The sequence below is a fragment of the Massilia sp. Masssp94 genome (assembly GCF_059491305.1).
In genome coordinates, this window is sequence record NZ_CP168501.1 from 1,834,172 (window position 1) to 1,859,529 (window position 25,358).

The following is a 25,358-nucleotide window of genomic DNA, read 5'->3' on the forward strand; positions in this document are numbered from 1 at the left end:
GGCAGATAGCGGCCAATGATAAGCGGGTTGCCGCGCAATCCGCAAGTAGACTCTGCCTGCGTGCGCCTTGATGCAACCCGGTCATGCCGCCTTGAAAAATACGCTTGATCTTGCTTTGCCGCAAGAAAAAACGGGGCCGCAGCCCCGTTTCACTATGTAGATGATAGCACCGTCAATGCAGCAGGCGCGGCGCCGCATCTTCCTCGTCCGACCCGAACAGGTCGTCGAACATCAGCGCGTCCGGCTCCTTGCCCTGGCTCCACAGGAGCATCAGGACGATGATCTTCAGCTTGCCCAGCGTGACAGGCGATTCGTCCAGCGCGAGCGCGCGTTCGATGACGATCTCGCGCTGCGACGCGGTCAACAGGCCGGCCAGCTCCAGGAACTGGATGAAGCCGACGGCGGCACTGCCGAGCGCATCGACTTCCTGGGCGATATAAAAGCGGGTACCGCTCGATTCGAGGGCAGGGTTGGTGGTCCCGGCCATTTCTGTCAGGCCATTCAGCCAGTCCAGTGCCTCGGAAATTTCGACATCGTCGAAACCGACGGCAGACAGCTTGCGTGCCAGGGCAGCCGGCTCAGGGCAGGCATCGGGACGATAATACGTCTCGTAAAGATAGACTAGGATGTCGAACATGGTGACGCTACTGTAGCAGCTAAGCTCCGTGCGGCACAAGTGCGTCACGTGCTCCACTGCCGTGCGGAAACATCAGCGTTGTTTATCGGCCTTATCGCCTTCGCCACCATATTTTCCGTGCATTATCGTCTGGATGAGGCCTCCCGGCAGCCGTTCGAGACGCCCCGACAACTCCAGCACGAGCAGGCGCGCGGCCAGTTCTCCGGGGCTACAGCCGAGGCGCGCCAGCAATATGTCGGGTTCGACGGGGTCGTGGCCGAGGGCGTCCAGCAGCGCGGCGTCCGCCGGTGCGCTGGGATGCCCGGCGGCACTGTTATCGATCTTGGTATCTGTTAACGACATATCTGGCGGGGGTATCCGGGCCGCTTGCCGGGCCACCAGCGGCGACAGCGCGAGCGCTTCCAGCACGTCCCGCGCCGTGTCGACGAGCTTCGCGCCTTCGCGGATCAGCATGTGGCAGCCCTTGGCCAGCGCGGCGTGAATCGAGCCGGGAATCGCGAACACGTCGCGCCCCTGCTCGGCCGCCTGGCGCGCCGTGATCAGCGAGCCGGACTGTACCGCCGCCTCGACGACAAGCACGCCGGCCGCGAGGCCGCTGATGATCCTGTTCCGTTTCGGGAAATTGCCCGGCAGGGGCGGCGTGCCGACCGGATACTCGCTGACGATGCAGCCTTCGTGCGCGATGCGCTCGCACAGGTCGCGGTTACGGGCGGGATAGGCAATGTCCGCCCCGGTGCCGACGACGGCGATCGTCCCGCCGCAACGGCGCAACGCGCCCTCGTGCGCGGCCGCGTCGATGCCGAGCGCGAGGCCGGACACGATGCACAGGCCGGCACCGGACAACGCTTCCGCGAACGCCAGCGCATTCGCCCTGCCCTGCGCGCTGGCATTGCGGCTGCCGACGATCGCCAGGCACGGTCCATCCAGCACCTGGGGCAGCCCTCTAATATAAAGAAGCAAAGGCGGATCGGGGATCCGGGCCAGCAGGTCGGGATAGCCGGGCTCGCCCAGCGCGACGACGTAGCGGCCGGGCTGCGCAAGCCAGTCCAGCGTGGCATCCAGCAGTTTGCGGGTGGCATCGGACGGCGGTTGCAGCAGCGCGTGCGCCTGGGCCGGGTGCACGCGGGCGGCCAGTGCCGAATAGTCGGCGGCGAACACGGCGTCCGGGCTGCCGAACGCGTCCAGCAGCGCGGCGGCCGTGCGCGGTCCGATGCCGGCGGTGCGCTCCAGGCGGAGCCAGGCTGCCAGGGAAGAGGATCGTGCAGGCGCTGCGGAAAGGTCCGTGTCCTGCACGGTGGATTCACTCCGGTGATCGTGCGACGTCGCCGACCTGCACCGGCTGCGTCACCTGCATGACCAGTCCGTAAGAGACGTGGTCGAAAACCCGGAAGATGAACAGGTCGCCGTATTGCTCGTCCGGGAGCCTCAGTTTCGCCTTGCCGAGCCCAAGGAAACCTTTGCTTTCCGGGTCCGTCACGGTCTGCCCGAGATGATAAAGCTGCAGCACGGCGCCGACATCGAGTCCGTCAAGCGTGCCCCGGTTGACAGTCACCACCTGGTTCTGCGAGGCGTAATTCGATTCGGACGCGAGCGCCATCACGCGCGCCGCCACCGGCCGCGCGGGCGCGTGCGGGACATAGTTGCGCACCGGCGTGGGCGGCGTGGGCAACAGACGATCGCCGACGCCCATTTCCTTCACGGAGCGGGTGACGGCGAACGTGTGGACGTCCGTGCCCGGCCCCGCTTCCTTCACGAGGCGGGCCGTGCCGACATACGCCGCTTCGTGGGCAACGACCTTGCCGGACTCCGGATCGACCAGTTCCTTGCCCGGCCGGAAGACCTGGAAACTGGTTGCGCCGTCGAGCGCGCCGCGCACATAGACGCGGTCGCCCTCGCCCAGGTACAGCCGGTCTTCCTGCGCGGCGACAATGCGCGCGGCATTCGCCAGTGCCTGCGCCTCGACGACGAGCGGCTGGGTCAGGAACGGTTCGATCGCGCCGGCGGGAATCGCGGGCACGGCATTATCCTCGCCAAGGTTTTCCGTGCGCAATTGCGGTGAGAGACGCACGAGGGGCGGCTGGCCGGCATCCGTGTCGCTGCCCGGCTTGTTCAGGGTCAGGCGGCCGCGGGCGCGGTCGAAATAGACGACCTGGCCCGGATAGATCCAGTGCGGATTGCGGATTTCGTCGCGGTTCATGCCCCACACCTGGGGCCAGCACCATGGGTGCTCGAGGAAGGCGCCGGAAATATCCCACAAGGTATCGCCCTTGACGACGACGTGCTGGTCCGGGGCATTCGGGCGGAACGCGCAGTTCGTGGCGGCCTGGGCGGAAACGGCGGCGCTGGAGACGAAAAGGGCCGCGGCGGCGGCGCGGATCGCGAGCGACCGGGCAACGCCTGTGCTAAAATTTTTCATTGGAGAGTCCGTAAAGTGCCGTATCGACACGGGTGCTGCGCCACCTCGGCCGGCAACAACGCAGGAACCAGACGACTCTTCGACCGCGCAGCGGATCATGAAGGGTCGCAATAGTTGCCTTACTGAATCAAATTCTGCCGAGAAATCCCTGAACTAGCAAGACAAACCGCACCCGGCAGCGGGGGCGGCGTGTTGCGTTTATGCCCGCGCGGCCCAATATACCGATTACTGATTGATTTCGAATACACAGCCATGGCCTTACTGAACATTCTCCGCTACCCCGACCCGCGCCTGCACAAGGTTGCCAAGCCGGTCACCGAATTCGGCGACCGCCTCCACACGCTGGTGGCGGACATGGCCGAGACCATGTACGACGCCCCGGGCGTGGGCCTGGCCGCCACGCAGGTCGACGTGCACGAGCGCGTCGTCGTCATCGACGTGACCGAGACCAAGGACAACCTGCTGGTCTTCGTCAACCCGGAAATCGTCTGGTCCAGCCCGGACAAGCAGGTCTATGACGAAGGCTGCCTGTCCGTGCCGGGCATCTATGACGGCGTCGAGCGTCCGTCGCGCGTAAAAGTGCGCGCCGTCGACCAGTTCAACAAGCCGTTCGAGCTCGAGGCCGACGGCCTGCTGGCCGTGTGCATCCAGCACGAACTGGACCACTTGATGGGCAAGGTCTTCGTGGAATACCTGTCGCCGCTGAAGCGCAACCGCATCAAGACGAAGCTGCAGAAGGAAGAACGCGACATGCAGCGCTCGTCCGCCCGCCGCGCATGAGCAGGGAGAAAATGCGGGTCGTCTTCGCCGGCACGCCGGAATTCGCCGCCGTCGCCCTGCGCGCCCTGCTCGACGCGGGATTCAATGTCCCGCTCGTGCTGACCCAGCCGGACCGCCCGGCCGGCCGCGGCATGCAGTTGCAGGCGTCCGCCGTGAAGCAGGTCGCCGTCGCGCACTCTATCTCCGTGTTGCAGCCGCTGTCGCTGCGCATGGATGCGAAGGATCCGCAACGCGCGGCCGAAGCGAAGGCCGCGCACGAGCGCCTGCTGGCGACGGAGTACGACGTGATGGTCGTGGCGGCCTACGGCCTGATCCTGCCCCGCTCCACGCTGGACATCAAGCCGTGTATCAATATCCACGGCTCAATCCTGCCCCGCTGGCGCGGCGCCGCCCCGATCCACCGCGCGATCGAAGCGGGCGATGCCGAGACGGGCGTCACGATCATGGAAATGGAAGAAGGCCTGGACACGGGCCCGATGCTGCTGATCGAACGCATCGACATCGGCGCTACCGACACGACCGGCGGCCTGCACGACAAGCTGGCCGCGCTCGGTGGCCGCATGATCGTCGAAGCTCTGCAGAAAATGGCGCAGGGACAACTGGAAGCCGTCCCCCAGCCGGAAGACGGCGTGACCTATGCGGCCAAGATCGGCAAGGAAGAAGCGAAGCTGGACTGGACGCTGCCCGCCGTCGAGCTGGCGCGCAAGGTGCGTGCGTTCAACCCGTTCCCAGGCGCGCATGGCCAGGCGGGCGCGACCACGATCAAGATCTGGAACGCCCAACCGGCGGACGGTCACGGCCAGCCGGGCCAGGTGCTGCAGGCGGATGCGCAGGGCATCGTCGTCGCGTGCGGTACCGGTGCGCTGCGCCTGACTGAGTTGCAAAAGCCGGGCGGCAAGCGCCTGGCGGCGGGCGAGTTCCTGAAAGGCTTTTCGTTCGACGGGCTCGCGTTCGCGTGACAACCTGCAGCAATAATGAAGAAGGGCATCAACCGGTTCGCGCCGGGTGATGCCCTTTTGCTATCTGTCGGATGGCATGCCGTTCCGGCATCAGGTCTGCAGTTCAGCGGGGCGCTGTGCCCCGACCATCAGGACATGAAAGGAATCAGTGCTGCTCGCCCTGAGCACGCACGCGATTCGCTTCCATGTATTCACGCAGGACCTGGTTGATGCGGGTCTGGTAGCCGGGGCCAGCCGACTTGAACCATTCCAGCATGTCCACATCCAGGCGGATGGTGACGATTTGTTTCACGCCGGCGACAGCGTGGGTCTTGGCCGGGGTGTTGTCTTCGTTGCGGACTGCCGACTGGTCCCACTCAGGCTCATATTCTTTATTCATTTGCAATTCTTCCCATTTTGGCGGCGGAGCGACGGTCCGCACTTTCCGTTGATTGGACTGATACAGATCAATGAAACCGCGCCAGCGGCGGTCTCAATGGGATTTATTGTCACCTCTGTATGTATCCGGGAAATTGCTAATATGGGGCAATTTGTATCCCAATGTAACAATACGACAGTTGAAACAATACGTTACAAGCGTCTTTACATTCGCGTCCGATTTCGAGCGAACCGTGGCCCTTGGGCCGCACCAGAAACAAACTCGGCCAGTAACGGTATAATCACAGACCCGCCTCATATTTATCCAGCCGCTCTCAGGAAAGCCCTACGATGAACACCGCCGTCCACGCCATGTCCCCCGTCGAAGCCCAGCTGCGCGAAGCCCTCGCCCAACGCATCATGATCCTGGACGGCGCGATGGGCACGATCATCCAGCAATACAAGCTCGACGAACAGGCCTACCGCGGTGGCCCGACGGGCCGCTTCATCGATTTCGCCGCACCGGCCGACAGTGGAGCACGCGAGCTGTTCGTCAAGGGCAATAACGAATTGCTGAACCTGACGCAGCCGCAGATCATCCAGGAAATCCACGAACGCTACCTGGCCGCCGGCGCCGACATCATCGAGACGAACACATTCGGCGCCACCAGCGTCGCCCAGGACGACTACCACATGGCCCACCTCGTGCGCGAGATGAACGTGGCAGCCGCGAAGCTCGCCCGTGCCGCCTGCGTGAAATACTCGACGCCGGACAAGCCCCGCTACGCCGCCGGCGCCCTCGGCCCGACGCCGAAGACGGCCTCCATTTCGCCGGACGTGAACGACCCGGCCGCGCGCAACGTGACGTTCGACCAGCTCGTGACGGCGTATTACGAACAGGTCGATGCGCTCGTCGAGGGCGGCGTCGACCTGCTGCTCGTCGAGACCATCTTCGACACGCTGAACTGCAAGGCCGCGCTGTTCGCCATCGACCAGTACTTCACCGAGCATCCGGAAACGCCGCGCGTGCCGCTGATGATCTCCGGCACCGTCACCGACGCGTCGGGCCGCATCCTGTCCGGCCAGACCGTGTCTGCGTTCTGGAATTCCGTGCGCCACGCGAAGCCGCTGACGATCGGCCTGAACTGCGCGCTGGGCGCCGCCCTGATGCGCCCGTACGCCGAAGAACTCTCCCAGATTGCCGAGACGTTCGTCTGCATCTACCCGAACGCCGGCCTGCCCAACCCGATGAGCGACACGGGCTTCGACGAACTGCCGTCCGACACCTCGGCCCTGCTGCGCGAATTCGCCGACGCCGGCTTCGTCAACATCGCCGGCGGCTGCTGCGGCACGACGCCGGAACACATCCAGGCCATCGGCGAGCTGCTGAAGGACTGCCCGCCGCGCACCGTGCCCGAGATCCCCGTCGCGCTGCGCCTGTCCGGCCTGGAGCCGTTCGTCGTCGACGACACCTCGCTGTTCGTCAACGTCGGCGAGCGCACCAACGTCACGGGCTCGAAGGCGTTCGCGCGCATGATCCTGAACGAGCAGTTCGACGAGGCCCTGTCCGTCGCGCGCCAGCAGGTCGAGAACGGCGCCCAGGTCATCGACATCAACATGGACGAGGCGATGCTCGATTCGCAGGCCGCGATGACGCGCTTCCTGAACCTGATCGCGTCGGAACCGGACATCTCGCGCGTGCCGATCATGATCGACTCGTCGAAGTGGTCCGTGATCGAAGCGGGCCTGAAATGCGTGCAGGGCAAGGCCATCGTGAACTCGATCTCGATGAAGGAAGGCGAAGAAGAATTCCTGCGCCAGGCCTCGCTGTGCCGGCGCTACGGCGCCGCCGTCATCGTGATGGCCTTCGACGAGAAGGGCCAGGCCGACACGTTCGAGCGCAAGATCGAGATCTGCGCGCGCGCGTACAAGGTATTGACAGAGCGAGTGGGCTTCCCGCCGGAAGACATCATCTTCGACCCGAACATCTTCGCGATCGCCACCGGCATCGAGGAGCACGACAACTACGCCGTCGACTTCATCAACGCCACGCGCTGGATCCGCGAGCACCTGCCGTACGCGAAGGTGTCGGGCGGGGTCTCCAACGTGTCGTTCTCGTTCCGCGGCAACGACCCGGCCCGTGAAGCGATCCACACGGTGTTCCTGTACCACGCCATCAAGGCCGGCATGACGATGGGTATCGTCAACGCGGGCATGGTCGGCGTGTACGACGACCTCGATCCGATACTCCGCGAGCGCGTGGAAGACGTGGTGCTGAACCGCCGTCCAGATGCCACCGAGCGCATGATCGAATTCGCCGGCACCCTGAAGGCCGGCGGCGCGAAGCAGGAACAGAACCTCGAGTGGCGCAACGCGCCCGTCGGCAAGCGCCTGTCGCACGCGCTCGTGCACGGCATCACGCAGTGGATCGTCGAGGACACCGAAGAAGCGCGCCAGCAGATCGCCGCGGGAGGCGGCCGTCCGATCCAGGTGATCGAAGGCCCGCTGATGGACGGCATGAACGTCGTCGGCGACCTGTTCGGCCAGGGCAAGATGTTCCTGCCGCAGGTCGTGAAATCGGCGCGCGTGATGAAGCAGGCCGTGGCCCACCTGATCCCGTTCATCGAGGAAGAAAAGGCGGCCGAAGAAGCGCGCACCGGCATCGTCGCGAAGCCGAAGGGCAAGATGGTGATCGCCACGGTGAAAGGCGACGTGCACGACATCGGCAAGAACATCGTCTCCGTGGTCCTGCAATGTAATAACTTCGAGATCGTCAACATGGGCGTCATGGTGCCCGCGTCCGAGATCCTCGCGAAAGCGAAGGCAGAGAACGCGGACATCATCGGCCTGTCCGGCCTGATCACGCCGTCGCTCGAAGAGATGGCCCACGTCGCGCGCGAGATGCAGCGCGACCCGTGGTTCCGCGACCGCCGCATTCCGCTGCTGATCGGCGGCGCGACGACGAGCCGCGCGCACACCGCCGTCAAGATCGCGCCGCACTACGAAGGCCCGGTCGTGTACGTGCCGGACGCATCGCGCTCCGTCTCCGTCGGCCAGTCGCTCGTGACGGCGGATACGCGCGACGGCTACGTCGCCGAGATCGCCGAGGACTACCAACGCATCCGCGAACAGCACGCGAACAAGAAGGCGCTGCCGATGGTGAGCCTGGAGCAGGCGCGCGCCAACAAGGCGCAGCTCGCGTTTTCGCCCGCGAAGCCGAAGTTCGTCGGCCGCCGCGTCTTCAAGAACGTCGACCTGGGTACCCTCGCACGCTACATCGACTGGGGCCCGTTCTTCCAGACGTGGGACCTGGCCGGCCCGTACCCCGCGATCCTGACGGACGAGGTGGTGGGCGAAGCGGCGGCGAAGGTGTTCGAGGAAGGCCAGGCGATGCTGAAGAAGATCATCGACGGCCGCTGGCTCACCGCGAACGGCGCCATCGCGCTGCTCCCGGCGAACACCGTGGGCGACGACGACATCGAGATCTACACGGACGACACCCGCAGCGAAGTCGCCTTCACGTACTACGGCCTGCGCCAGCAGGGCGTCAAGCCCGTCGTCGACGGCGTGCAGCGTCCGAACCAGTGCCTGGCCGACTTCATCGCGCCGAAATCGTCCGGCATCGCCGACTACATCGGCATGTTCGCCGTAACCGCGGGCATCGGTGCCGAGAAGATCGAGAAGCGCTTCGAGGCCGAGGGCGACGACTACTCGTCGATCATGGTCAAGGCCCTGGCCGACCGCCTGGCCGAAGCCTTCGCCGAATACATGCACGAGCGCGTCCGCACGGACCTGTGGGGTTATGTCGCGGACGAGAAGCTGTCGAACGAGGCCCTGATCAAGGAAGAATACGTGGGCATCCGTCCGGCGCCGGGCTATCCGGCATGCCCGGAGCACACCGTCAAGGCGGACCTGTTCAAGACCCTGCAGGCCGACGAGATCGGGATGCAGCTGACGGAATCGTTCGCGATGTATCCGGGAGCCGCCGTGTCGGGCTTCTACTTCTCGCATCCGGAATCGAAGTATTTCGTGGTCGGCAAGATCGGGCAGGATCAGCTCGAGGACATGGCGAAGCGCCGCGGCATGGCCAAGGACGAGTTGGAGCGCTATCTCGCGCCGAATCTCTGATCGAACTGCGCGTGGGCACGGGGTGCCCACGCGTATTCAGCCGCGACGGTGCGGCTACATCAAGCTGGTTCAGATGGCGTAACGCACCACGGAATCACTCCACTGGAATGCGGACATCTCCAGCTCGATCATGTCGTCACCCGAGATCTGCAGCTCCTTCAAGGTGGGCAGCACGAGTTCCGTGTTTTCGTCGGCCTGCTCGATGCTCTCTGAGAGCTTGAGCAGCTCGCCGAAGAAACCGGCGCGGCCCACGAGGGCTTGCCGCACTTCGTCGCTGACGGGGATTTGTTCGACGATCTCGGTCATCGGGATGCCGAACAGGACGTCCATCAGCGACATGATGCCGACCGTGAACGCGATGTCCGCGACGGCCCGCTGGCCGGGACGCAGGCGCTGGGCCAGCAGCTCCATCAGGCGGCCGCGCGTCGTGGCCAGCATCAGCAACGGCGTCTGGTTGTGGCCGCGCGTGGCCGGCTCCGCGTACAGCATGATCTGCAGCCAGCGCTGCAGCTGGCGCCGGCCCAGCACGAGCAGGGCCTGGCTGACGGAATCGATGCGCTGCGTCGCGCCCACGGCCGGCGTGTTCACGAGGCGCAGCAGGTTCAGCGCGAGCGTCACGTCGCGCTTGACGGCCTTTTCGATGTCGGCATTGTCCGCGTCCGACATCACGAGGTTCATCAGGTCGACGACGGCCAGCTGCGACGGCGACAGCTTGCGGCCGCCCAGCACGGACGGACGCGCGAAATAATAGCCCTGGAAGTAGTCGAAGCCGAGGTTCATCGCGGCCTGGTAGGTGTCGCGCGTCTCGACCTTTTCCGCGACCACGGTCTTTTCCATGCCGTGCAGGCGGCGCACGAGGTTCGGCAGCTGCGCGGGCGGCACGCTGCGCAGGTCCAGCTTGACGAAGGCGGCCAGCGGCAGCAGGCGTTGCAGGCGCAGGCTGTCGCCGTCGACGCCGTCCAGCGCGAAGCGGAAGCCGTGGCCCTCGAGCGCGCGCATGCGCGCCAGCAGGTCGTCGTCGGGCACGACGTCGGACACGATCTCGAGGATCGTCCGGTCGCGCGGCAGGAAGGCGAAGATGTCGCTCGCGAGGACTTCGGCGTCCACGTTCAGGAAGCAGGTGGCGTCGCCGATCGCGCGCGCGAGGCCCAGTTGCGCCGCATGGGCGATCACGGCGGCCGTCGCGGACAGGCCGGTCTCGTCGGCCTCGCCCTGGCGCGCGCTGCGGAACAGCAGCTCGTAGCCGTACAGGGCCTGGTTGCGGTCGAGAACGGGCTGGCGCCCCAGGTAGAAGTCACGCACGCGCAGGGGATAGTTCGCGTGGTCCAGGCTCGCGGCGGTATCGGTCATCATGGACTCTTGTAGCAAGGGAACGTAGCTACTTTAACGCATTCCGCCGCCCGGTGACTATGTGAAAATGATTTCCTGTAAAAAACTTTGTCAGGATTGCGGCAGGCCGTCCACGAAAACCTTCAGTTCACCCGGCGCGAATTCCGTCCACGTTTCGTTGGTCGTGAGTGGCGTCGTGACGATGATGGCCACGCGGTCGTTCGGCGTCGTCACCTGTGAAAAATCGACGGACAGGTCTTCGTCGGCGAGGCAGGCGGCCGTGAACGGATACTTGCGCACGACGTAGCACAGCTTCGTCGAGCAGTGCGCGAACAGCGCCGTGCCGTCGGACAGCATCATGTTGAACGTGCCGTAGCGGGCAATGATGGCGACGAGGTCGGCGATGGCGGCGCGCAGCACGGGCATGGCGGGGGGCGTGGCGCCGAAGCGGTCGCGCAATTGCTGCAGCAGGAAGCAGAAGGCCCGCTCGCTGTCGGTATTGCCGACCGGACGGTACGGCCCGTCGAGGACGGGCTCGAACCCCTTGAGGTCGCCGTTGTGGGCGAACACCCAGTAGCGGCCCCACATCTCGCGCACGAACGGATGGCAGTTTTCCAGCGCCACCTGGCCCTGCGTGGCCTTGCGGATGTGGGCGATGACGTTCAGCGACTTGATCGGGTAATGCTTGATCAGTTCCGCGATCGGCGACGCGATGGCGGCCTGGTGATCGACGAAATGGCGCACGCCGGATCCCTCGAAGAACGCAATGCCCCAGCCGTCGTGGTGCGTGTCCGTGCGTCCGCCCCGATGGGCGAAGCCGGTGAAACTAAACACGATGTCCGTCGGGACATTGCAATTCATGGCGAGTAGCTGACACATGGGTCAAGCTTACCATGCGCGAACACAAAGCCGGTATGGGGAAAATGTGATTGGAATGCGGATGGTGCCCTGCGTCGCCGGCCCGAACAAGGCTGCGTAACGCAGGTGCGGCAGAGCAGTGGCCGGACGTCCTGTCCGGCCCGGGGAGAGACTCAGTGCAGGACGACGGGCTGGCTCATGAGGGTATCGTACGAACCCAGGAAATCGTCGATTTCCTCCATGGTCGGCTCGCTCGCGATCAGGTTGTTGACATCTCGCCGGAACGCTTGCGCCAGTTTGCCGCCGATGAACGCCTCGCGCCGGCCGGACTTGTCGACGATCTCGTAGCCGCCGAAGCGCAGGGCCTCGAGGTTGTGATCGACGCCAAATTCGACAACGCTGTACTGTTCGCTGTTATAGATCATGTTCATGATGACTCCTTCACTCGATCAGATGGGTGCAAGGGCCGCCCGGCGGCGGACGGCTCTTTGCTGGCCTTTCCACTTTCGTTCCACTTCAACTACGAGGTGGGGCCACGACGAACCGAATTCAAGAACCTCTACAACTTGTTACGAATGCCATCAACACGCTGCGGAAGATTCAGGCCTTCAGGTCGGAAGTCAGCCGTAACAGCTGATCGTATGGCTCGGACTGCAGCCACGATCGCAACTGATCAAGATGCCCGCTGTCCGCGACACCGATGAAGATACGGCGGGGTCGTTGGCGCAGCAGTCGATTCAATGTTACACGCAAAACGAGATTGCCGGTGCAGCACAGGCAACCGGGCGCGATCCGCGCAAGCGTCTGCCCGGGAGGAAGGTCGTCGAGGGGGGAACTGCCGGACGCGAGGCCTTCAAGGACGATGGCCTGCGAGATGGGATGCACCCGGTCCTCATGCAGATCGGAAAGGTGGGCGGCGATGGCCGCTTCGCGCGCGGCGGCGCCCGGACCGGTGACGAGCGTCAGGACGGTGCGCGCATCGTCCTGGTCTCCGGGATTACTGTGCACTCTTCTTGCCCAACTTGCCCGGTTCGACGCCGAGCTGCTTGAGCTTGCGATACAGGTGGGTCCGTTCCAGGCCCGTCTTTTCGGCCACGCGCGTCATGGACCCGCCTTCGCGGCCCAGGTGGTGTTCGAAGTACATACGCTCGAACGCGTCGCGCGCCTCGCGCAGCGGCAGGTCGAACGACAGCGTGTAGCCGTGCGCATGCGCCTCGCCGTTGCTGACCGGACGGGCCATGCCCATCGACGCCCCCATCGCCCCGCCCTGCGGCTGCGGTGCATACATCGGCTGCGCGACGGCGCTCGGCTCCGGCACGGGCGCGGAGACGGAGGCGACGGTCGCCATCGGACGCGGCGCGATCGCCGGGGCGCGCGCCACTTCCTGGCCGCGCTGCAGGCCCTGCTGCACCGCTTTCAACAGTTTTTGCAGGGCGATCGGTTTTTCCAGGAAATTCAGGGCGCCGATGCGGGTCGCTTCCACGGCGGTGTCGATGGTGGCGTGGCCGGACATCATGATGACCGGCATCGTCAACAGGCCGTCGCGCTGCCACTCCTTGAGGAGGGTGACGCCGTCGGTATCGGGCATCCAGATGTCGAGCAGCACCAGGTCGGGGGTGCCCTGCTGGCGCGCCTGGCGGGCCTGCTGCGCGTTTTCCGCCAGCTGGACCGCGTGTCCCTCGTCGCCAAGGATTTCCGAGAGCAGCTCGCGGATGCCCATTTCATCGTCAACTACGAGTATGTTCGCCATCTTGTTATGCCTTTTATGATCTGACTCTCTCCGTGCACGTCGAAAAACCTACTGCGCGTTGCACTGCGGTCCTGCGATGCTCGCTGTACTTTCGTACAGCTGCGCTTCTCGAACCGCATTGCGGCCGCTCGCGACGGTTTTTCGAGGCGCCCGTTCCAGCCAAGATTTTATGCGCGATTCACGCTTCGGCCAAGTTCGCCTCTGGCGCTAACTTTAACAGCAAAATCGATACCGAAGCGCCACTTCCGTCGGCGCGGTTGGCGACGTCGATCCGGCCGCCATGTTCGTCGACGATCTTCTTGACCATCGGCAGGCCCAGGCCGGTGCCGCGCGCCTTCGACGTGACGTACGGTTCGAAGGCCCGCGACAGGATCTTCGGCGCGAAACCGGGCCCGTTGTCGACGATCGCCAGGCGCACCGCGGTGCCCGTGCCGCCGTCGGCGCCGACATAGTGGATGGCTTCCGTCACGATGTCGATACGGGGCGGGTCGTCCCGCCCCGGACGGTCGGCCAGCGCGTCCTGCGCGTTCTGCAGCAGGTTGTGGATCACCTGGCGCAGCTGGGTCGCGTCGCCCATCACGCGCGGCAGGCCGGGGGCGAGCGACGGGTGGATCACGTCCGAGCCATCCTCGGACAGGTACAGGTTCAGGATCTCGTCGATCAGGTCGTTCAGGTCCAGCGGGTGCAGCACGGCCGGCGGCGTGCGCGCGTAGTCGCGGAAGTCGTCGACCATGCGCTTCATCGCGGCCACCTGGCTCACGATGGTGTCGGTGGCCTTGTTGAGGAGTGCCGCCGCATCCGGGTCGACGCGGTCGGCCAGCTTCATCTGCAGGCGTTCGGCCGACAGCTGGATCGGCGTGAGCGGGTTCTTGATCTCGTGCGCGAGGCGGCGCGCGACCTCGCCCCAGGCGACCGAGCGCTGGGCCGAGATCACGTCGGAGATGTCGTCGAACACGACGATGAAGCCGCTGCCCGCCCCCACCGGCAGGCGCGAGCCGCGCGCGAGCAGGGTGAGGTCGTGGTCGTCGTCGGTGCCGGGGCGGCGCGGGATCTCGATCTGCTGCTGCCAGTGCGCCCGTCCGCGCCCGCGGCCCGCGGCCGATTGCGCGCTCTGCGCCGAGAAGGCGCGGGTGACGGCGCCCGCGAACACTTCCAGCCCCTCGATGACGTCGAGCGGACGGCCGGCCAGCGACGCGACGTCGACCGGCAGGATGCGGTGCGCGGCATCGTTCGAGTTGACGACGACGCCATCGGCATCCATCACGATCACGCCCGCCGACATGTTGGCCAGCACGGATTCCAGGTGGGCCTTGGCGCTTTCCAGCGCGGCGCGGTTGCGTTCGACGGCGGAGCGCGCTTCGAACAGCTGGCCCGTCATCGCATTGAACGATTGCGTGAGCGTGCCCAGTTCGTCGTTCGTCTCGACGATCGGGCGCGGCGACAGGTCGCCTTCCGCGACGGCGCGCGTGCCCTCGGCCAGCACGAGCAGCGGCTGCGCGAGGTTGCCGGCGATGAGGAACGACGCGCCGATGGCGGAAAAGATCGCGAGCAGCAGTGTCAGGGTGAGCTCGCCGACATACATCTTGTTCAGGCCGCGGCGCGCCGCGAAGCGCTCCTGGTATTCGCGGTAGGCGGTGCGCAGCACGGTGGAATTGGACGCCAGGTTGACGGGCACGGACTGCGTCAATTGCAGGTAGCGCGGTTCCATGCCGGGCGGCTCCGGCACGGCCACCACGACGCGCAAGCGCAGGTCGGTGGCCGCATCGAGGGCGTTGGGCGACTCGTCGTGCGCGTCACGGAAGTCGTCGTCGATACCGCCTTCCGGACGCGCATAGCCGCCCGGCATCGCGGCCTGCTTGAGCATCTGCGGCGTGGGCAGGTCGGCGGACTCGACGGCACGGCGGTCCTCGGTGGCGCTGGCGACCGGCTTGCCGGCCGCATTCAACAGCAGCGCGCTCTGCATGCCGTCGCTGTCGTCGAGCGCACGCATGAGGATCGTCTGGGCCTCCTGTTCGCCCTGCCCCGCCAGCGTGGCGGCAACGGTGCCCGCGTTGGCGTTCAGGTCGGCCAGCGCCTCGTCGAGGGCGGCGCGCGACAGATTCAGGCCGGAGTCGAGCGCGGCCTCGATCTTGACGTCGAACCACGATTCGATCGAGTGCGAAACGAACTGCACCGACACCATGAACACGACGACCCCGGGCAGGATGCCGATCCCCCCGAACAGCACCATCAATCGCACCATCAGCCGCGAGCCGAACTTGCCGGCCCTGTAGCGCGAATAAAGGCGCCAGAACGCGACCAGCACGAGCACGAACAGCGCGCCGGCGACGACGACGATCAGGCCGAACAGCCAGGCGAAATTGCGGGCGAAGAAGCCCGTGTTGCTGGATGCGGAGGCGAGAAGAAAAACGAGGATCGACGCGATCGCGCTGCCGATCACGAGGGCATAGCGCAGGGCCCGGATCACGGCTTACTCCGCACGGTAGGTGAAGGTCTTCTTGTGCGAGGCCAGGCGCCAGTCGGAATTATTCAGGGCATCGACCTGGAGCGGTTTCAACAGGTATTCGCGGTCCATGAACATGCGCACGGTAACGTTATAGGTCTCGCCCGGCTTCAGCGCCCCCGGCTTGGCGATCAGCCAGCGGGTCGGCCGGCGGATCGCGAGCAACGCTTCGTCGAGCGTGTCGAAATTCTGTTGGATGCTGCCGAGGGCGGACAAGTGATAGACCCGGAACAGCGGGTCGTAGTTCAGCTTGACCGTGCGGCGCGAGGAGACGGCGTGGTCGTCGGTCCACCACCAGCGCGGCCGGGTCAGTTCGATCTCGGTGGTGAACGACAGCGGCACGCCGTGCTGGATGGCCTGCTCGAGGCCGGGCGTCAGGTCGAACGAATAAGCGGCCTTCAGGCGATAGCCGTCGTCGGACGCTTCGATGCTGGCAAAGGTGATTTCGATCCCGTCGGCCGCCTGCGCCGTTGCGCATGCGAATGCCAGCAAGAGCTGGCAGGCGATGAGGCGGAAAAATCGTACAGTCACTAGGGCCAGAGCCTTAAAAAGCGTTGTCGGGATTGCTCACGCTCCGGCCTTCTGGAACAAGGCGTAGAACAGACCGTCATGATCCTGCCCGGCGCCACTTCGAGGAAGCAGTTGGCCCGGCGCGTCGAGACGGACCGCACCGTGGCGCGCCGCGAAGGCGGCGGCCTGCGCTTCCGATTCCTGCGGCCAGAGCGAACATGTCACGAACAGCAATTTACCATCGGGCCGCAGCATCTGCCAAAGATTGTCGAGTATTTTGCCGGAAAGTGTTGCAAGTTGGTGGGTGTCACTCTTGCGTCGTAACCAGCGGATATCCGGGTGACGGCGGACGATGCCGGACGCCGTGCACGGCACGTCGGCGAGGATACGATCGTATTGACGGCCATCCCACCAATCCGTCGCTTCCGCCGCCCCCGCCTTGACGGTCGCGGACAGCCCCAGGCGCTGCAGGTTCTGGTCCACGCGCACGAGGCGGCGCGCGTCGGCATCCAGCGCCGTCAGGTCGACGTCGGCCGTCTCCAGGATGTGTCCGCTCTTGCCGCCCGGCGCCGCGCACGCATCCAGCACGCGCATGCCGTCGTGGAGGTCGAGCAGCGGCGCGGCCAGCTGGGCACCGGCATCCTGCACGGACACGAGGCCGTCGGCAAAGCCGGGGATCTGCGCCACGTTCACGGCCTGCGCCAGGCGTACGGCGCTTGGCCCCACCTGCTCCGCGCGCATGCCGGCCGCAGCCAGCGTTTTCAGATAGGTGTCGACGTCCGTCTTGCGGCGGTTGACGCGCAGAGTCAGCGGCGGCTGGCGGTTGCCCGCCTGGAGGATCGCCTGCCAGTCGTCCGGGTACGCCGTACGCACCGAGTCGATCCACCATTGCGGGTAATTCCACTGGGCGACCTGGTCGCGCAGCGCGGCGCCGACCAGTTGCTCGCGCTCGCGCAGGAAGCGGCGCAGCACGGCGTTCACCATCGCCCTCGCGTGCGCGAAATCCGGGTGGGCGGAGCTGGCGAAGACGGCCTGGTCGACGACCGTGAAGGCTTCATAAGGCGGCTCGCTGCCTTCGGGCGGGTCGAGCAACGCCAACGCGCATTCCAGCAGGCCGGCCAACATGGCGGGCTCGGGTGCCTTGCTCGTCATCAGGCTCAGCAGGATCTCGTTGCGCCCCAGCTGGCGCATGGCGCGGTAGGCGATGTCCTGGATGGCGCCGCGCGCCTGCGGCGGGGCGTCATACGCCTGGAACACCTCGGCCAGCGCGTGGGGGAGCGCCGTGCCGGCACGCACGCGCGCGAGGCTGCTCGCCGCGCCCAGCAGGGCGAACGCGAGGGAATCGGTGCGCAGGTCGGGACTGTAATCGAGCTGGACGTGGGCCTTGACCTCGTGGCTGTGACGCAGGCGCGCGCCCTCGTCCTTGGGACGGGACGACGCGTAGCCGGCGTCGCGCGGGGCCGGTTCGACCTGTTGCGGGCCGCGCGGCGGCGTGCCGCCGGGGCCGCGCGGGGCGGTCTGCCCCTTGCCCGGTGCGCCACCCGGCCGGGCCGGGCCGGCCTTTTTGCCGCCGTTGCGGCCGCCGGCCTTGGGTTTGAGAGTGAGCGTCGAGCGCTTTTCGGTCATGGCAAATCGATCAATGCATAAAGACGCTCATTGTAACGGTTACGCGTTGCGCAGGCTTAAGCGAGGCTTGTGTCCGTGCCCCCGGATGGTTTGCGCGTTGCGGCAAACCAGTATAATGATCGCTTAGCCTGCCAGTGGCACCGCCACCGCGCCGCACCGACCACGCCGCACTGACCATTATTTTTTCGACCACAGTTCATGCTCGCCCAACAAAAACAAGAGATCGTTGCCCTGTTCCAGGCCGCATTGGCCCCAATCGTCGCCGGCAGCGACCTCTCGCCTACTGACGTTAATCCGAAAGTTGTACTCGAACGCCCGCGCGATCCGAGTCACGGCGACATCGCCTGCAACATCGCCATGCAGCTGGCCAAGCCGCTGAAAACGAACCCGCGCGAACTGGCCACCCGCCTCGTCGCCGCGCTGCTGGCCGATCCGAAGGCAGCGGGTCTCGTGGAATCGGCCGACGTGGCCGGCCCGGGCTTCATCAACCTGCGCGTGGCAGCCAGCGCCAAGCAGTCGGTCGTGAAGACCGTCCTGCAGCAGGGCGACGCCTTCGGCCGCGGCGACTCGGGCCATGACCACCACGTGATCATCGAATTCGTGTCCGCCAACCCGACCGGCCCCCTGCACGTGGGCCACGGCCGCCAGGCGGCACTTGGCGACGCGCTGTCGTCGCTGTTCGAATCGCAGGGCCACCAGGTCACGCGCGAGTTCTATTACAACGACGCCGGCGTGCAGATCCTGACCCTGGCCAACTCGGTCCAGGCCCGTGCGCGCGGTTTCCGTCCGGGCGATATCGAATGGCCGGAATCGGCCTACAACGGCGATTACATCCAGGACATCGCCGACGACTTCCTCGCGAAGAAGACCGTGTCGGCCAGCGACGGCCAGCCCGCCACCGCCAGCGGCGACACGAACGACATCGAATCGATCCGTCGCTTCGCCGTCACCTACCTGCGCAACGAGCAGGACCAGGATTTACAAGCGTTCGGGGTCAGGTTCGACAACTATTATCTCGAGTCCTCGCTGTACACGGACGGCAAGGTCGAGGCGGCCGTGCAGGCCCTGGTCGACGCCGGCGTGACGTACGAGCAGGACGGCGCGCTGTGGCTCAAGACGACGGACTACGGCGACGACAAGGACCGCGTGATGCGCAAGTCCGACGGCACCTACACGTACTTCGTGCCGGACGTGGCGTACCACATCCAGAAATTCAAGCGCGGCTTCGACCAGGCCATCAACATCCAGGGCAGCGACCACCACGGCACCATCGCCCGCGTGCGCGCCGGCCTGCAGGCCGTGAACATCGGCATCCCGCAGGGCTATCCCGACTACGTGCTGCACAAGATGGTCACCGTCATGAAGAACGGCGAGGAGGTCAAGATCTCCAAGCGCGCCGGTTCGTACGTGACGGTGCGCGACCTGATCGAATGGTCGGGCAACGGCGACGTGACCCGCGGCCGCGACGCCGTGCGCTTCTTCCTCATCTCGCGCAAGGCCGACACGGAATTCGTGTTCGACGTCGACGTCGCCCTCGCCACCAACGACGAGAACCCCGTCTACTACGTGCAGTACGCCCACGCGCGCATCTGCTCGGCCCTCGCGAACTGGGGCGGCGACGTGGCGCAACTGGCCAACGTCGATCTCTCCCCGCTGACGAATGCGCACGAATCCGGCCTGCTGGCCAAGCTGTCGTCGTACCCGGAGATGCTGCAGCGCGCGCTCGTCGAGCTGGGCCCGCACCAGGTCGCGTTCTACCTGCGCGAACTGGCCGGCGAACTGCACAGCTATTACTTCGCGCACAAGTGGCTGCTCGACGACGACGAGCCGACCAAGCTCGCGCGCCTCGCGCTGGCGGCCGCCATCCGCCAGGTGCTGCGCAACGGCCTGGCCCTGATCGGCGTCTCGGCGCCGGAGAAAATGTAAGCGTTTTAACCATACCGTACTACATGATCGCTTTCCGTAATCGCTCGCAATCCTCCTTCACGCGCCAGCGGGGCAGTACGCTCACTGGCCTCATCATCGGCCTGATCGTCGGTCTGGGCATCGCGGTCGCGGTCGCGCTGACGATCACCAAGGGCGCCTCGCCGTTCACCGACAAGACGGTCAAGGCGGGCCGCCCGGCCGATCCGGCGCCGGGCCAGGCCCAGGACCCGAACAAGCCGATGTACGCCAACCGCGACGCCGCGCGCGTAGCGAACAAGGAGATCACGGAAAAGGCGGCCGCGCGTTCCGGCGGCACCGATGCCGCACCGGCACCGAGCGCCAAACCGGCCGACGTCGATCCGCTGGGCCAGGCGATCGCCGCGATGAAAGAGCCGGCACCGGCCAGGGTCGAGCCGAAACCGGAGACACGCGTCGCATCGGCGGCCCCCGCGGCACCGGCCGCCGCCCCTGCCGCTGCCGCCGCCGGCGAGTACATCTACTATCTGCAGGCGGGCGCGTTCCGCGACCTGTCGGATGCGGAAGCGACCCGCGCCAGGCTCGCGCTGCTCGGCTTCGAAGCGGCGATCAGCGACCGCACGAGCGACAGCGGCGTGCTGCACCGCGTGCGCCTCGGCCCGTACAACCAGGTCGAAGCCATGAACAAGGCGCGTGCCAAGCTGCTCGACAGCGGCGTCGACGTCGCCATCGTGCGTAACCAACGATAAGGGGTCGCGATGTCTCTGACGCGCCGTCTGTTCTGCACCGCCCTCCTCGGCCTCGCGGCCGGATCCGCCACGCTGTCGGCATCGGCCGCCGAGCCGCAGGCAGGGTCGCAATACCTCGTGCTGCCTTCCGTGCAGCCGACCGATACCGGCGCAAAAGTCGAAGTCATCGAGTTCTTCGCCTACTACTGCCCGCACTGCTACGCGTTCGAACCTGCGCTCGAAGCGTGGGTCAAGAAGCAGGGCGACAACATCGTGTTCAAGCGCGTCCACATCCAGGGCGGCGCCAGCGTGCTGCCGCAGCAGCGCCTGTTCTACACGCTGGATGCGATGGGCCTGCTGAACCAGTACCACCAGAAGGTGTTCGACGCCATGCACCAGCAGCACCTGCGCCTGTCCAGCGACGAGCAGGTGTTCGACTGGGTGGCGCAAAATGGCATCGACCGCGCGAAGTTCGTCGACACGTACCGCTCGTTCGGCATCCAGGCGAAGCTGCGCCGCGCTGGCGCGATGATGGATTCGTATGGCGTGGACCGCTGGCCGCTCGTCGTCGTCGACGGCCGCTTCGTCACGTCGCCGTCGCACGCGGGCGCGGGCGCGCCCGAGGGCACGACGGAAGCCCAGCAACAGCAGGCGGCCCTGCAGGTGATGGACTTCCTCGTCGCGAAAGCGAAAGCGGACAGGAAATGACCGCGGCGCGGAGCCGCCGGCTGCGCGTATTCATCACGGGCGCGTCCAGCGGCATCGGGGCCGCCCTGGCGCGCGAGTACGCGGCGCGCGGTGCCGTCCTCGGCCTGCTGGGCCGCCGCGCGGATGCCCTGCACGCGCTGCCCTTCTCCGCCGGTCACCACATCTACACCGTCGACGTGACGGACCATGCGGCACTGGCCGCGGCCGCCTTTGATTTCATCGCGCGTGAAGGCGGCGCCGACGTCGTCATCGCCAGCGCCGGGGTCTCGGCCGGGACGCTGACGGAACGGCCGGATGACCTTGCCGACTTTGCTCGCATCTTCGCCATCAACGTGACGGCCACCGTCGCCACGTTTGCGCCGTTCGTCGAGACGATGAAACGCAGGGAAGTCAACGACCGCGGCCCGCGCCGCCTCGTCGCCATCGGCAGCGTGGCCGGCATCCGCGGCATGAAAGGCGCCGGCGCCTACTGCGCGTCGAAGTCCGCCGTGCACACCTATGCGGAATCGCTCCGCCTCGAATTGCAACCCCACGGTATCCGGGTCGTGACCATCGCGCCCGGCTACATCGACACACCGATGACCCGCCAGAACCGTTTTCCCATGCCCTTCCTGATGCCCGTGGACCGCTTCGCGGCCGCGGCCGCCCGCGCCATCGACGCCGGCACGAGCTACCGCGTGATCCCGTGGCCGATGGGCGTCGTCGCCAAGGTCCTGCGCCTGCTGCCCAACGTCCTGTTCGACGCGCTGTTCGCGCACGCGCCGACCAAATCCGGCAAGGTGGCGCCATGAACGCCGACCGCATCATGGCGCTGTCGCGCGCCGGCGTCGCCGTCGAGGTGGTGGCGGAAACGGGATCGACGAATGCCGACCTGCTGGCGCGCGCGCCGCGGCTGACGGCACCCGTGCTGCTCGTCGCCGAACACCAGACGGCGGGACGCGGCCGCGCGGGCCGCAGCTGGCTGTCCGAACCGGGTCACTCGCTGACGTTCTCGCTCGCGTGGCGCTTCGCCGGGGGGCTGCGCGGCCTGGCCGGCCTGCCGCTCGCGATCGGTGTCGCGCTGGCGGAAACGCTCGGCCAACTCGGCCAGAGCGTGCAGCTGAAATGGCCGAACGACGTGCTCAAGGACGGCGACAAGCTGGCCGGCATCCTCGTCGAGACGCAGGTGGCGGCGGACGGCGCCGCGTGGACCGTCGTCGGCATCGGCGTGAACCTCGTGATGCCGGACGCACTCGAAGACAGGATCGGCCGCAGCGCCGCCGCGATGCCGTGGCTCGCGCGCATGGACCGCGACGCGCTGATGGCCACGCTGCTCGACGGCCTGGCCGAGGCGCTGGCGCTGTTCGCGCACGCCGGGTTCGCCGCCTTCGTCGCGCGCTGGAATACGCTGCACGCGTGGCAGGGCCGGCCGGTCGTCCTGCTCGACCGTGGCGAGGTGCGGCACGAGGGCCTTGCTGCCGGCGTGGACGACACGGGGCGGCTGCTGCTCGACACCGCGGCCGGTCGTGTGACGATCGTGGCGGGCGACGTGTCGCTGCGCACGAAGGATTGATGTCCGGGAGGTCAAATGCTGCTGCTCGTCGATGCTGGAAACACGAGGATCAAATGGGCCATCGCGGCCCCTGACGCCGCGCCGGGCGACTGGACCGCGCATGGCGCCGTGCCGCATGCGGAACTGGAGCGCCTGCAGGCCGCGTGGGCGGGCCAGGGTCTTGCGCGCGCGATCGTCTCGAGCGTGGCGGGCCACGCGATGGCGGCCCAGCTGACGGCCCTGCTCGCCCCGCTGCTGCCCGCCCCGCCCACATGGTTCACGTCGCGCGCTGAATTGCAAGGCATGCGCAACCGCTACCGCAATGCCACGCAGCTGGGCAGCGACCGCTTCGCCGCCGCCCTCGGCGCACGCTGCGTCGCCCCCGGCAAGAACCTCGTCGTGGCCACGTGCGGCACGGCGACGACGGTGGACGCCGTCAGCGCCGCCGGCGACTTCCTCGGCGGGATGATCCTGCCGGGCCTGGGCCTGATGCTGGGCGCGCTGGCACGCGGCACGGCCCAGCTGCCGCAGGTCGCGCCGGGTGCCACTCCGCCGACCTTCGCGGACCACACGAGCGACGCCATCCTGTCCGGCTGCCTGGCCGCGCAGGCAGGCGCGATCGAACGCGCCTGCGCGGCGCTGCCGGCCGACCTGTGCATCGTCTCCGGCGGCGCGGCGGCCAGCGTGGCCCCGCTCCTGTCCGTCCCGCACTGGATGCTGGATAATATTGTGCTGGTGGGCCTGCATGCGGCCGCACCCTTCCTTGCTACCGACTCCGCTCCCGCTTGAGGACATGCTCGTGCTACGACTCGCCTTCTGGTCCCTGCTGTTCCTGAACGCCGCCCTGTTCGCGTATGCCCAAGGCCTGCTCGGCACGGCCAGGAGCAACGAGCACGAACCGACGCGCCTGAAGCGGCAGTTCAACACGGCCAAGATGACCCTGCTGACGCGCGACCAGGCCGAGGCCGCCGCAAAGGCCGCTGCGCCGCCGGCGGGTGGCGATGCGGCGGACGTCGCTGCGCCGGCAAGCGCTGCGGCAAGCGCACCCGCACCTGCCGGCGCGCCGTCGGTCCCCGCTCCCGTCCCGGCCTTCGCGTGCACGGAAATCGGCCCGTTCAATTCCACCGACGCCCGCCGCTTCGAAGCGCGCCTGGCCGCGCTGGACCTCGGCGACCGCCAGTCGCGCCAGACCATCCAGGCCCAGGACGTCAGCAGCTGGCTCGTGCACATCCCGGCGCAAGGCAGCAAGGAAGCGGCCGACCGCAAGGCCGCCGAACTACGCAGCCTGGGCGTGACCAATTTCTACGTCCTGCAGGGCGACTCGCCTTTGAAATACGCGATCTCGCTGGGTGTGTTCAAGACCGAGAGCGGCGCCCAGGCGATGCTCGCGCAACTGGGCAAGCAGGGCGTGCACACGGCGCGCATCGCACCGCGCGGGCCGCAGACGACTCACTACGTCTACCGCGTACGCAGCCTCGATGCCGCGACCCGCAAGCGCATCGAAGGCTATGCCGAGCGTTATGACGGGGCGGACGTCAAGAGCTGCGGGTAAGCGCGGACGCATCGCGGGATGACTGTCCCGCCTGCTCGCCACCCAGCACCTTCACCGCCCGCTCGAGCATCTTGATCTTTTCCCGCATCGCCGACAGGTTGCGCAGCAGCGCCGCGTTGCGTTCCCATTCCGCATTCGGCGCCATCGGATAAAACCCCGTGTAGCGCCCCGGTGCCGTGATCGAGTTCGGCACCAGCGTACCGGCCGTCACGTGGACGTTGTCGACGATGTCGATGTGGCCGTTGATCATCGCGGCGCCGCCGAACGTGCAGTGCCGGCCGATGGTGGCGCTGCCCGCGACGCCCACGCAACCGGCCATCGCCGTGTGCGCGCCGATGCGGCAGTTGTGACCGATCTGGATCAGGTTGTCGAGTTTTACGCCGTCCTCGATCACCGTGTCGTCCAGCGCGCCGCGGTCGACCGCCGTGTTCGAGCCGATGTCGACGTCGTCTCCGATGACGACGCGGCCCGTCTGCGGAATCTTGATGTAGACGCCGCCGTCCACCGCGAAGCCGAAGCCGTCGCCCCCGATCACGGCGCCGGAGTGGACGATGCCGCGCGCGCCGATGACGCAGCGCGCGTGGAAGGTCACGTTGGCGAAGAAATGCGTGCCCTCGCCCACGCTGGCGTCGCGGCCGATGTAGCAGCCCGCGTCGATCACGGCGCCGGGCCCGACGGCCGCGCCCTCCTCCACCGTGACGTGCGGACCGAGGAAGGCAGTCGGGTCCACGCGCGCGCCCGGGTGCACGGCGGCTGTCGGGTGGATGCCCGGCACGGGCGTATGTCCGGGCGCGCACAGGTATTGCGCCGTGCGCGCGAAATACGCGTACGGGTTGTTCGTGACGATGCGCGCGCCCGCGTACGTGGCCGCAACCTCCGGCTCGTCGAGCGGCGCCAGGATCAGCGCCGCCGCGCGGCTGTGCGCGGCCACGGCGCGCAACCGGCTGTTACTGAGAAAGCTGATGTCCGTGGCGCCCGCGCGGTCCAGCGGGGCGATGCGCGCCACTTCGATGTCCGGGTCGCCTTCCAGCCGGCCGCCGAAGCGCGTGACCAGCTCCACGAGTCGTGCCCCCATCCCCTGCCT

The 25,358-nt window shown here is 66.8% G+C and carries 23 protein-coding genes; 10 read left to right on the plus strand and 13 right to left on the minus strand.

From position 1 onward, the window contains the following. Nucleotides 1-172 precede the first annotated feature (172 nt). The 3 genes from ACEN9G_RS08025 to ACEN9G_RS08035 all read right to left on the minus strand — a co-directional run bounded on the left by ACEN9G_RS08025 (nt 173) and on the right by ACEN9G_RS08035 (nt 3,053). Nucleotides 173-637: a Smg family protein gene (locus ACEN9G_RS08025; protein ID WP_413337619.1), complete on the minus strand. Its 465-nt coding sequence runs from the start codon at nt 635-637 to the stop codon at nt 173-175. A 72-nt stretch (nt 638-709) separates the two neighbouring features. Then, nucleotides 710-1,930, minus strand: a complete 1,221-nt coding sequence (gene dprA, locus ACEN9G_RS08030; RefSeq protein WP_413337620.1) for a DNA-processing protein DprA — start codon at nt 1,928-1,930, stop codon at nt 710-712. A gap of 7 nt (nt 1,931-1,937) precedes the next feature. Continuing rightward, nucleotides 1,938-3,053, minus strand: a complete 1,116-nt coding sequence (locus tag ACEN9G_RS08035) for a LysM peptidoglycan-binding domain-containing protein (protein ID WP_413337621.1) — start codon at nt 3,051-3,053, stop codon at nt 1,938-1,940. 252 nt (nt 3,054-3,305) lie between these two features. Here ACEN9G_RS08035 and def point away from each other — a divergent pair, with 252 nt between their 5' ends. Then, on the plus strand, nt 3,306-3,833 hold the full coding sequence (def, locus tag ACEN9G_RS08040) for a peptide deformylase (protein ID WP_413337622.1): 528 nt from the start codon (nt 3,306-3,308) through the stop codon (nt 3,831-3,833). An 11-nt stretch (nt 3,834-3,844) separates the two neighbouring features. Beyond that, on the plus strand, nt 3,845-4,792 hold the full coding sequence (fmt, locus tag ACEN9G_RS08045; protein WP_413337629.1) for a methionyl-tRNA formyltransferase: 948 nt from the start codon (nt 3,845-3,847) through the stop codon (nt 4,790-4,792). A 145-nt stretch (nt 4,793-4,937) separates the two neighbouring features. Here the strand turns inward: fmt and ACEN9G_RS08050 are convergent, their stop codons facing one another. After that, complete coding sequence (locus tag ACEN9G_RS08050; protein WP_413337623.1) at nt 4,938-5,171, minus strand: BrnA antitoxin family protein; 234 nt, start codon at nt 5,169-5,171, stop codon at nt 4,938-4,940. A gap of 350 nt (nt 5,172-5,521) precedes the next feature. Here ACEN9G_RS08050 and metH point away from each other — a divergent pair, with 350 nt between their 5' ends. Then, nucleotides 5,522-9,277: a methionine synthase gene (gene metH, locus ACEN9G_RS08055; protein WP_413337630.1), complete on the plus strand. Its 3,756-nt coding sequence runs from the start codon at nt 5,522-5,524 to the stop codon at nt 9,275-9,277. 69 nt (nt 9,278-9,346) lie between these two features. On the opposite strand, the gene ACEN9G_RS08060 is transcribed toward metH, so the two are convergent. The 8 genes from ACEN9G_RS08060 to rsmB all read right to left on the minus strand — a co-directional run bounded on the left by ACEN9G_RS08060 (nt 9,347) and on the right by rsmB (nt 17,853). Further along, nucleotides 9,347-10,627 carry an EAL and HDOD domain-containing protein gene (locus ACEN9G_RS08060; protein WP_413337624.1) on the minus strand — a complete coding sequence of 427 codons (1,281 nt, stop codon included), beginning with the start codon at nt 10,625-10,627 and terminating at the stop codon, nt 9,347-9,349. A gap of 90 nt (nt 10,628-10,717) precedes the next feature. After that, entirely contained in the window at nt 10,718-11,485 is a 768-nt protein-coding gene (locus tag ACEN9G_RS08065) for a class II glutamine amidotransferase (protein ID WP_413337625.1), read from the minus strand. Nucleotides 11,486-11,637: 152 nt separating this feature from the next. Further along, a complete protein-coding gene (locus tag ACEN9G_RS08070) occupies nt 11,638-11,895 on the minus strand; it encodes a BTH_I0359 family protein (RefSeq protein WP_036235350.1) in 258 nt (85 codons plus the stop codon). Between the two features lie 169 nt (nt 11,896-12,064). Further along, nucleotides 12,065-12,472 (minus strand): GTPase, encoded by a 408-nt coding sequence (locus tag ACEN9G_RS08075; RefSeq protein WP_413337626.1) that lies wholly within the window; start codon nt 12,470-12,472, stop codon nt 12,065-12,067. Then, a complete protein-coding gene (locus tag ACEN9G_RS08080; protein WP_413337627.1) occupies nt 12,462-13,214 on the minus strand; it encodes a response regulator in 753 nt (250 codons plus the stop codon). The genes ACEN9G_RS08075 and ACEN9G_RS08080 overlap by 11 nt, the downstream gene beginning before the upstream one ends. A 178-nt stretch (nt 13,215-13,392) precedes the next feature. Next, nucleotides 13,393-15,681 carry a sensor histidine kinase gene (locus tag ACEN9G_RS08085; RefSeq protein WP_483126548.1) on the minus strand — a complete coding sequence of 763 codons (2,289 nt, stop codon included), beginning with the start codon at nt 15,679-15,681 and terminating at the stop codon, nt 13,393-13,395. Between the two features lie 3 nt (nt 15,682-15,684). Further along, on the minus strand, nt 15,685-16,248 hold the full coding sequence (locus ACEN9G_RS08090; RefSeq protein WP_413344664.1) for a DUF4390 domain-containing protein: 564 nt from the start codon (nt 16,246-16,248) through the stop codon (nt 15,685-15,687). 36 nt (nt 16,249-16,284) lie between these two features. Continuing rightward, nucleotides 16,285-17,853 (minus strand): 16S rRNA (cytosine(967)-C(5))-methyltransferase RsmB, encoded by a 1,569-nt coding sequence (gene rsmB / locus ACEN9G_RS08095; protein ID WP_483126549.1) that lies wholly within the window; start codon nt 17,851-17,853, stop codon nt 16,285-16,287. Nucleotides 17,854-18,051: 198 nt separating this feature from the next. Between rsmB and argS the strand changes: the two genes are divergently transcribed. The 7 genes from argS to ACEN9G_RS08130 are packed head-to-tail and all read left to right on the plus strand — an operon-like array spanning nt 18,052 to nt 24,274. Then, nucleotides 18,052-19,779, plus strand: a complete 1,728-nt coding sequence (gene argS, locus ACEN9G_RS08100) for an arginine--tRNA ligase (protein ID WP_413345362.1) — start codon at nt 18,052-18,054, stop codon at nt 19,777-19,779. Between the two features lie 23 nt (nt 19,780-19,802). Beyond that, nucleotides 19,803-20,504 (plus strand): SPOR domain-containing protein, encoded by a 702-nt coding sequence (locus ACEN9G_RS08105; RefSeq protein ID WP_483126550.1) that lies wholly within the window; start codon nt 19,803-19,805, stop codon nt 20,502-20,504. Nucleotides 20,505-20,513: 9 nt separating this feature from the next. Next, a complete protein-coding gene (locus ACEN9G_RS08110; RefSeq protein WP_413346372.1) occupies nt 20,514-21,191 on the plus strand; it encodes a thiol:disulfide interchange protein DsbA/DsbL in 678 nt (225 codons plus the stop codon). After that, nucleotides 21,188-21,982, plus strand: a complete 795-nt coding sequence (locus ACEN9G_RS08115) for an SDR family oxidoreductase (protein WP_483126551.1) — start codon at nt 21,188-21,190, stop codon at nt 21,980-21,982. The genes ACEN9G_RS08110 and ACEN9G_RS08115 overlap by 4 nt, the downstream gene beginning before the upstream one ends. Beyond that, the gene (locus ACEN9G_RS08120; protein ID WP_483126552.1) at nt 21,979-22,743 is read left to right on the plus strand and encodes a biotin--[acetyl-CoA-carboxylase] ligase; all 765 of its coding nucleotides are present in this window, start codon (nt 21,979-21,981) and stop codon (nt 22,741-22,743) included. The genes ACEN9G_RS08115 and ACEN9G_RS08120 overlap by 4 nt, the downstream gene beginning before the upstream one ends. A gap of 15 nt (nt 22,744-22,758) precedes the next feature. Then, on the plus strand, nt 22,759-23,511 hold the full coding sequence (locus tag ACEN9G_RS08125; RefSeq protein WP_483126553.1) for a type III pantothenate kinase: 753 nt from the start codon (nt 22,759-22,761) through the stop codon (nt 23,509-23,511). Between the two features lie 10 nt (nt 23,512-23,521). Beyond that, complete coding sequence (locus tag ACEN9G_RS08130; RefSeq protein WP_483126554.1) at nt 23,522-24,274, plus strand: SPOR domain-containing protein; 753 nt, start codon at nt 23,522-23,524, stop codon at nt 24,272-24,274. Here the strand turns inward: ACEN9G_RS08130 and lpxD are convergent. Further along, nucleotides 24,258-25,349: a UDP-3-O-(3-hydroxymyristoyl)glucosamine N-acyltransferase gene (gene lpxD, locus ACEN9G_RS08135; RefSeq protein ID WP_413343363.1), complete on the minus strand. Its 1,092-nt coding sequence runs from the start codon at nt 25,347-25,349 to the stop codon at nt 24,258-24,260. The genes ACEN9G_RS08130 and lpxD overlap by 17 nt on opposite strands. Nucleotides 25,350-25,358: the final 9 nt, after the last annotated feature.

What these genes read in the sequence shown, in the direction of transcription:
- ACEN9G_RS08080 (WP_413337627.1), bottom strand. Translation starts at nt 13,214, where the DNA reads ATGGCGAACATACTCGTAGTTGACGATGAAATGGGCATCCGCGAGCTG.
- ACEN9G_RS08125 (WP_483126553.1), top strand. Translation starts at nt 22,759, where the DNA reads ATGCTGCTGCTCGTCGATGCTGGAAACACGAGGATCAAATGGGCCATC.
- metH (WP_413337630.1), top strand. Translation starts at nt 5,522, where the DNA reads ATGTCCCCCGTCGAAGCCCAGCTGCGCGAAGCCCTCGCCCAACGCATC.
- ACEN9G_RS08120 (WP_483126552.1), top strand. Translation starts at nt 21,979, where the DNA reads ATGAACGCCGACCGCATCATGGCGCTGTCGCGCGCCGGCGTCGCCGTC.
- ACEN9G_RS08035 (WP_413337621.1), bottom strand. Translation starts at nt 3,053, where the DNA reads ATGAAAAATTTTAGCACAGGCGTTGCCCGGTCGCTCGCGATCCGCGCC.
- fmt (WP_413337629.1), top strand. Translation starts at nt 3,845, where the DNA reads ATGCGGGTCGTCTTCGCCGGCACGCCGGAATTCGCCGCCGTCGCCCTG.
- ACEN9G_RS08025 (WP_413337619.1), bottom strand. Translation starts at nt 637, where the DNA reads ATGTTCGACATCCTAGTCTATCTTTACGAGACGTATTATCGTCCCGAT.
- ACEN9G_RS08110 (WP_413346372.1), top strand. Translation starts at nt 20,514, where the DNA reads ATGTCTCTGACGCGCCGTCTGTTCTGCACCGCCCTCCTCGGCCTCGCG.
- ACEN9G_RS08050 (WP_413337623.1), bottom strand. Translation starts at nt 5,171, where the DNA reads ATGAATAAAGAATATGAGCCTGAGTGGGACCAGTCGGCAGTCCGCAAC.
- ACEN9G_RS08105 (WP_483126550.1), top strand. Translation starts at nt 19,803, where the DNA reads ATGATCGCTTTCCGTAATCGCTCGCAATCCTCCTTCACGCGCCAGCGG.
- rsmB (WP_483126549.1), bottom strand. Translation starts at nt 17,853, where the DNA reads ATGACCGAAAAGCGCTCGACGCTCACTCTCAAACCCAAGGCCGGCGGC.
- ACEN9G_RS08070 (WP_036235350.1), bottom strand. Translation starts at nt 11,895, where the DNA reads ATGAACATGATCTATAACAGCGAACAGTACAGCGTTGTCGAATTTGGC.
- lpxD (WP_413343363.1), bottom strand. Translation starts at nt 25,349, where the DNA reads ATGGGGGCACGACTCGTGGAGCTGGTCACGCGCTTCGGCGGCCGGCTG.
- argS (WP_413345362.1), top strand. Translation starts at nt 18,052, where the DNA reads ATGCTCGCCCAACAAAAACAAGAGATCGTTGCCCTGTTCCAGGCCGCA.
- def (WP_413337622.1), top strand. Translation starts at nt 3,306, where the DNA reads ATGGCCTTACTGAACATTCTCCGCTACCCCGACCCGCGCCTGCACAAG.
- ACEN9G_RS08115 (WP_483126551.1), top strand. Translation starts at nt 21,188, where the DNA reads ATGACCGCGGCGCGGAGCCGCCGGCTGCGCGTATTCATCACGGGCGCG.
- ACEN9G_RS08065 (WP_413337625.1), bottom strand. Translation starts at nt 11,485, where the DNA reads ATGTGTCAGCTACTCGCCATGAATTGCAATGTCCCGACGGACATCGTG.
- ACEN9G_RS08060 (WP_413337624.1), bottom strand. Translation starts at nt 10,627, where the DNA reads ATGACCGATACCGCCGCGAGCCTGGACCACGCGAACTATCCCCTGCGC.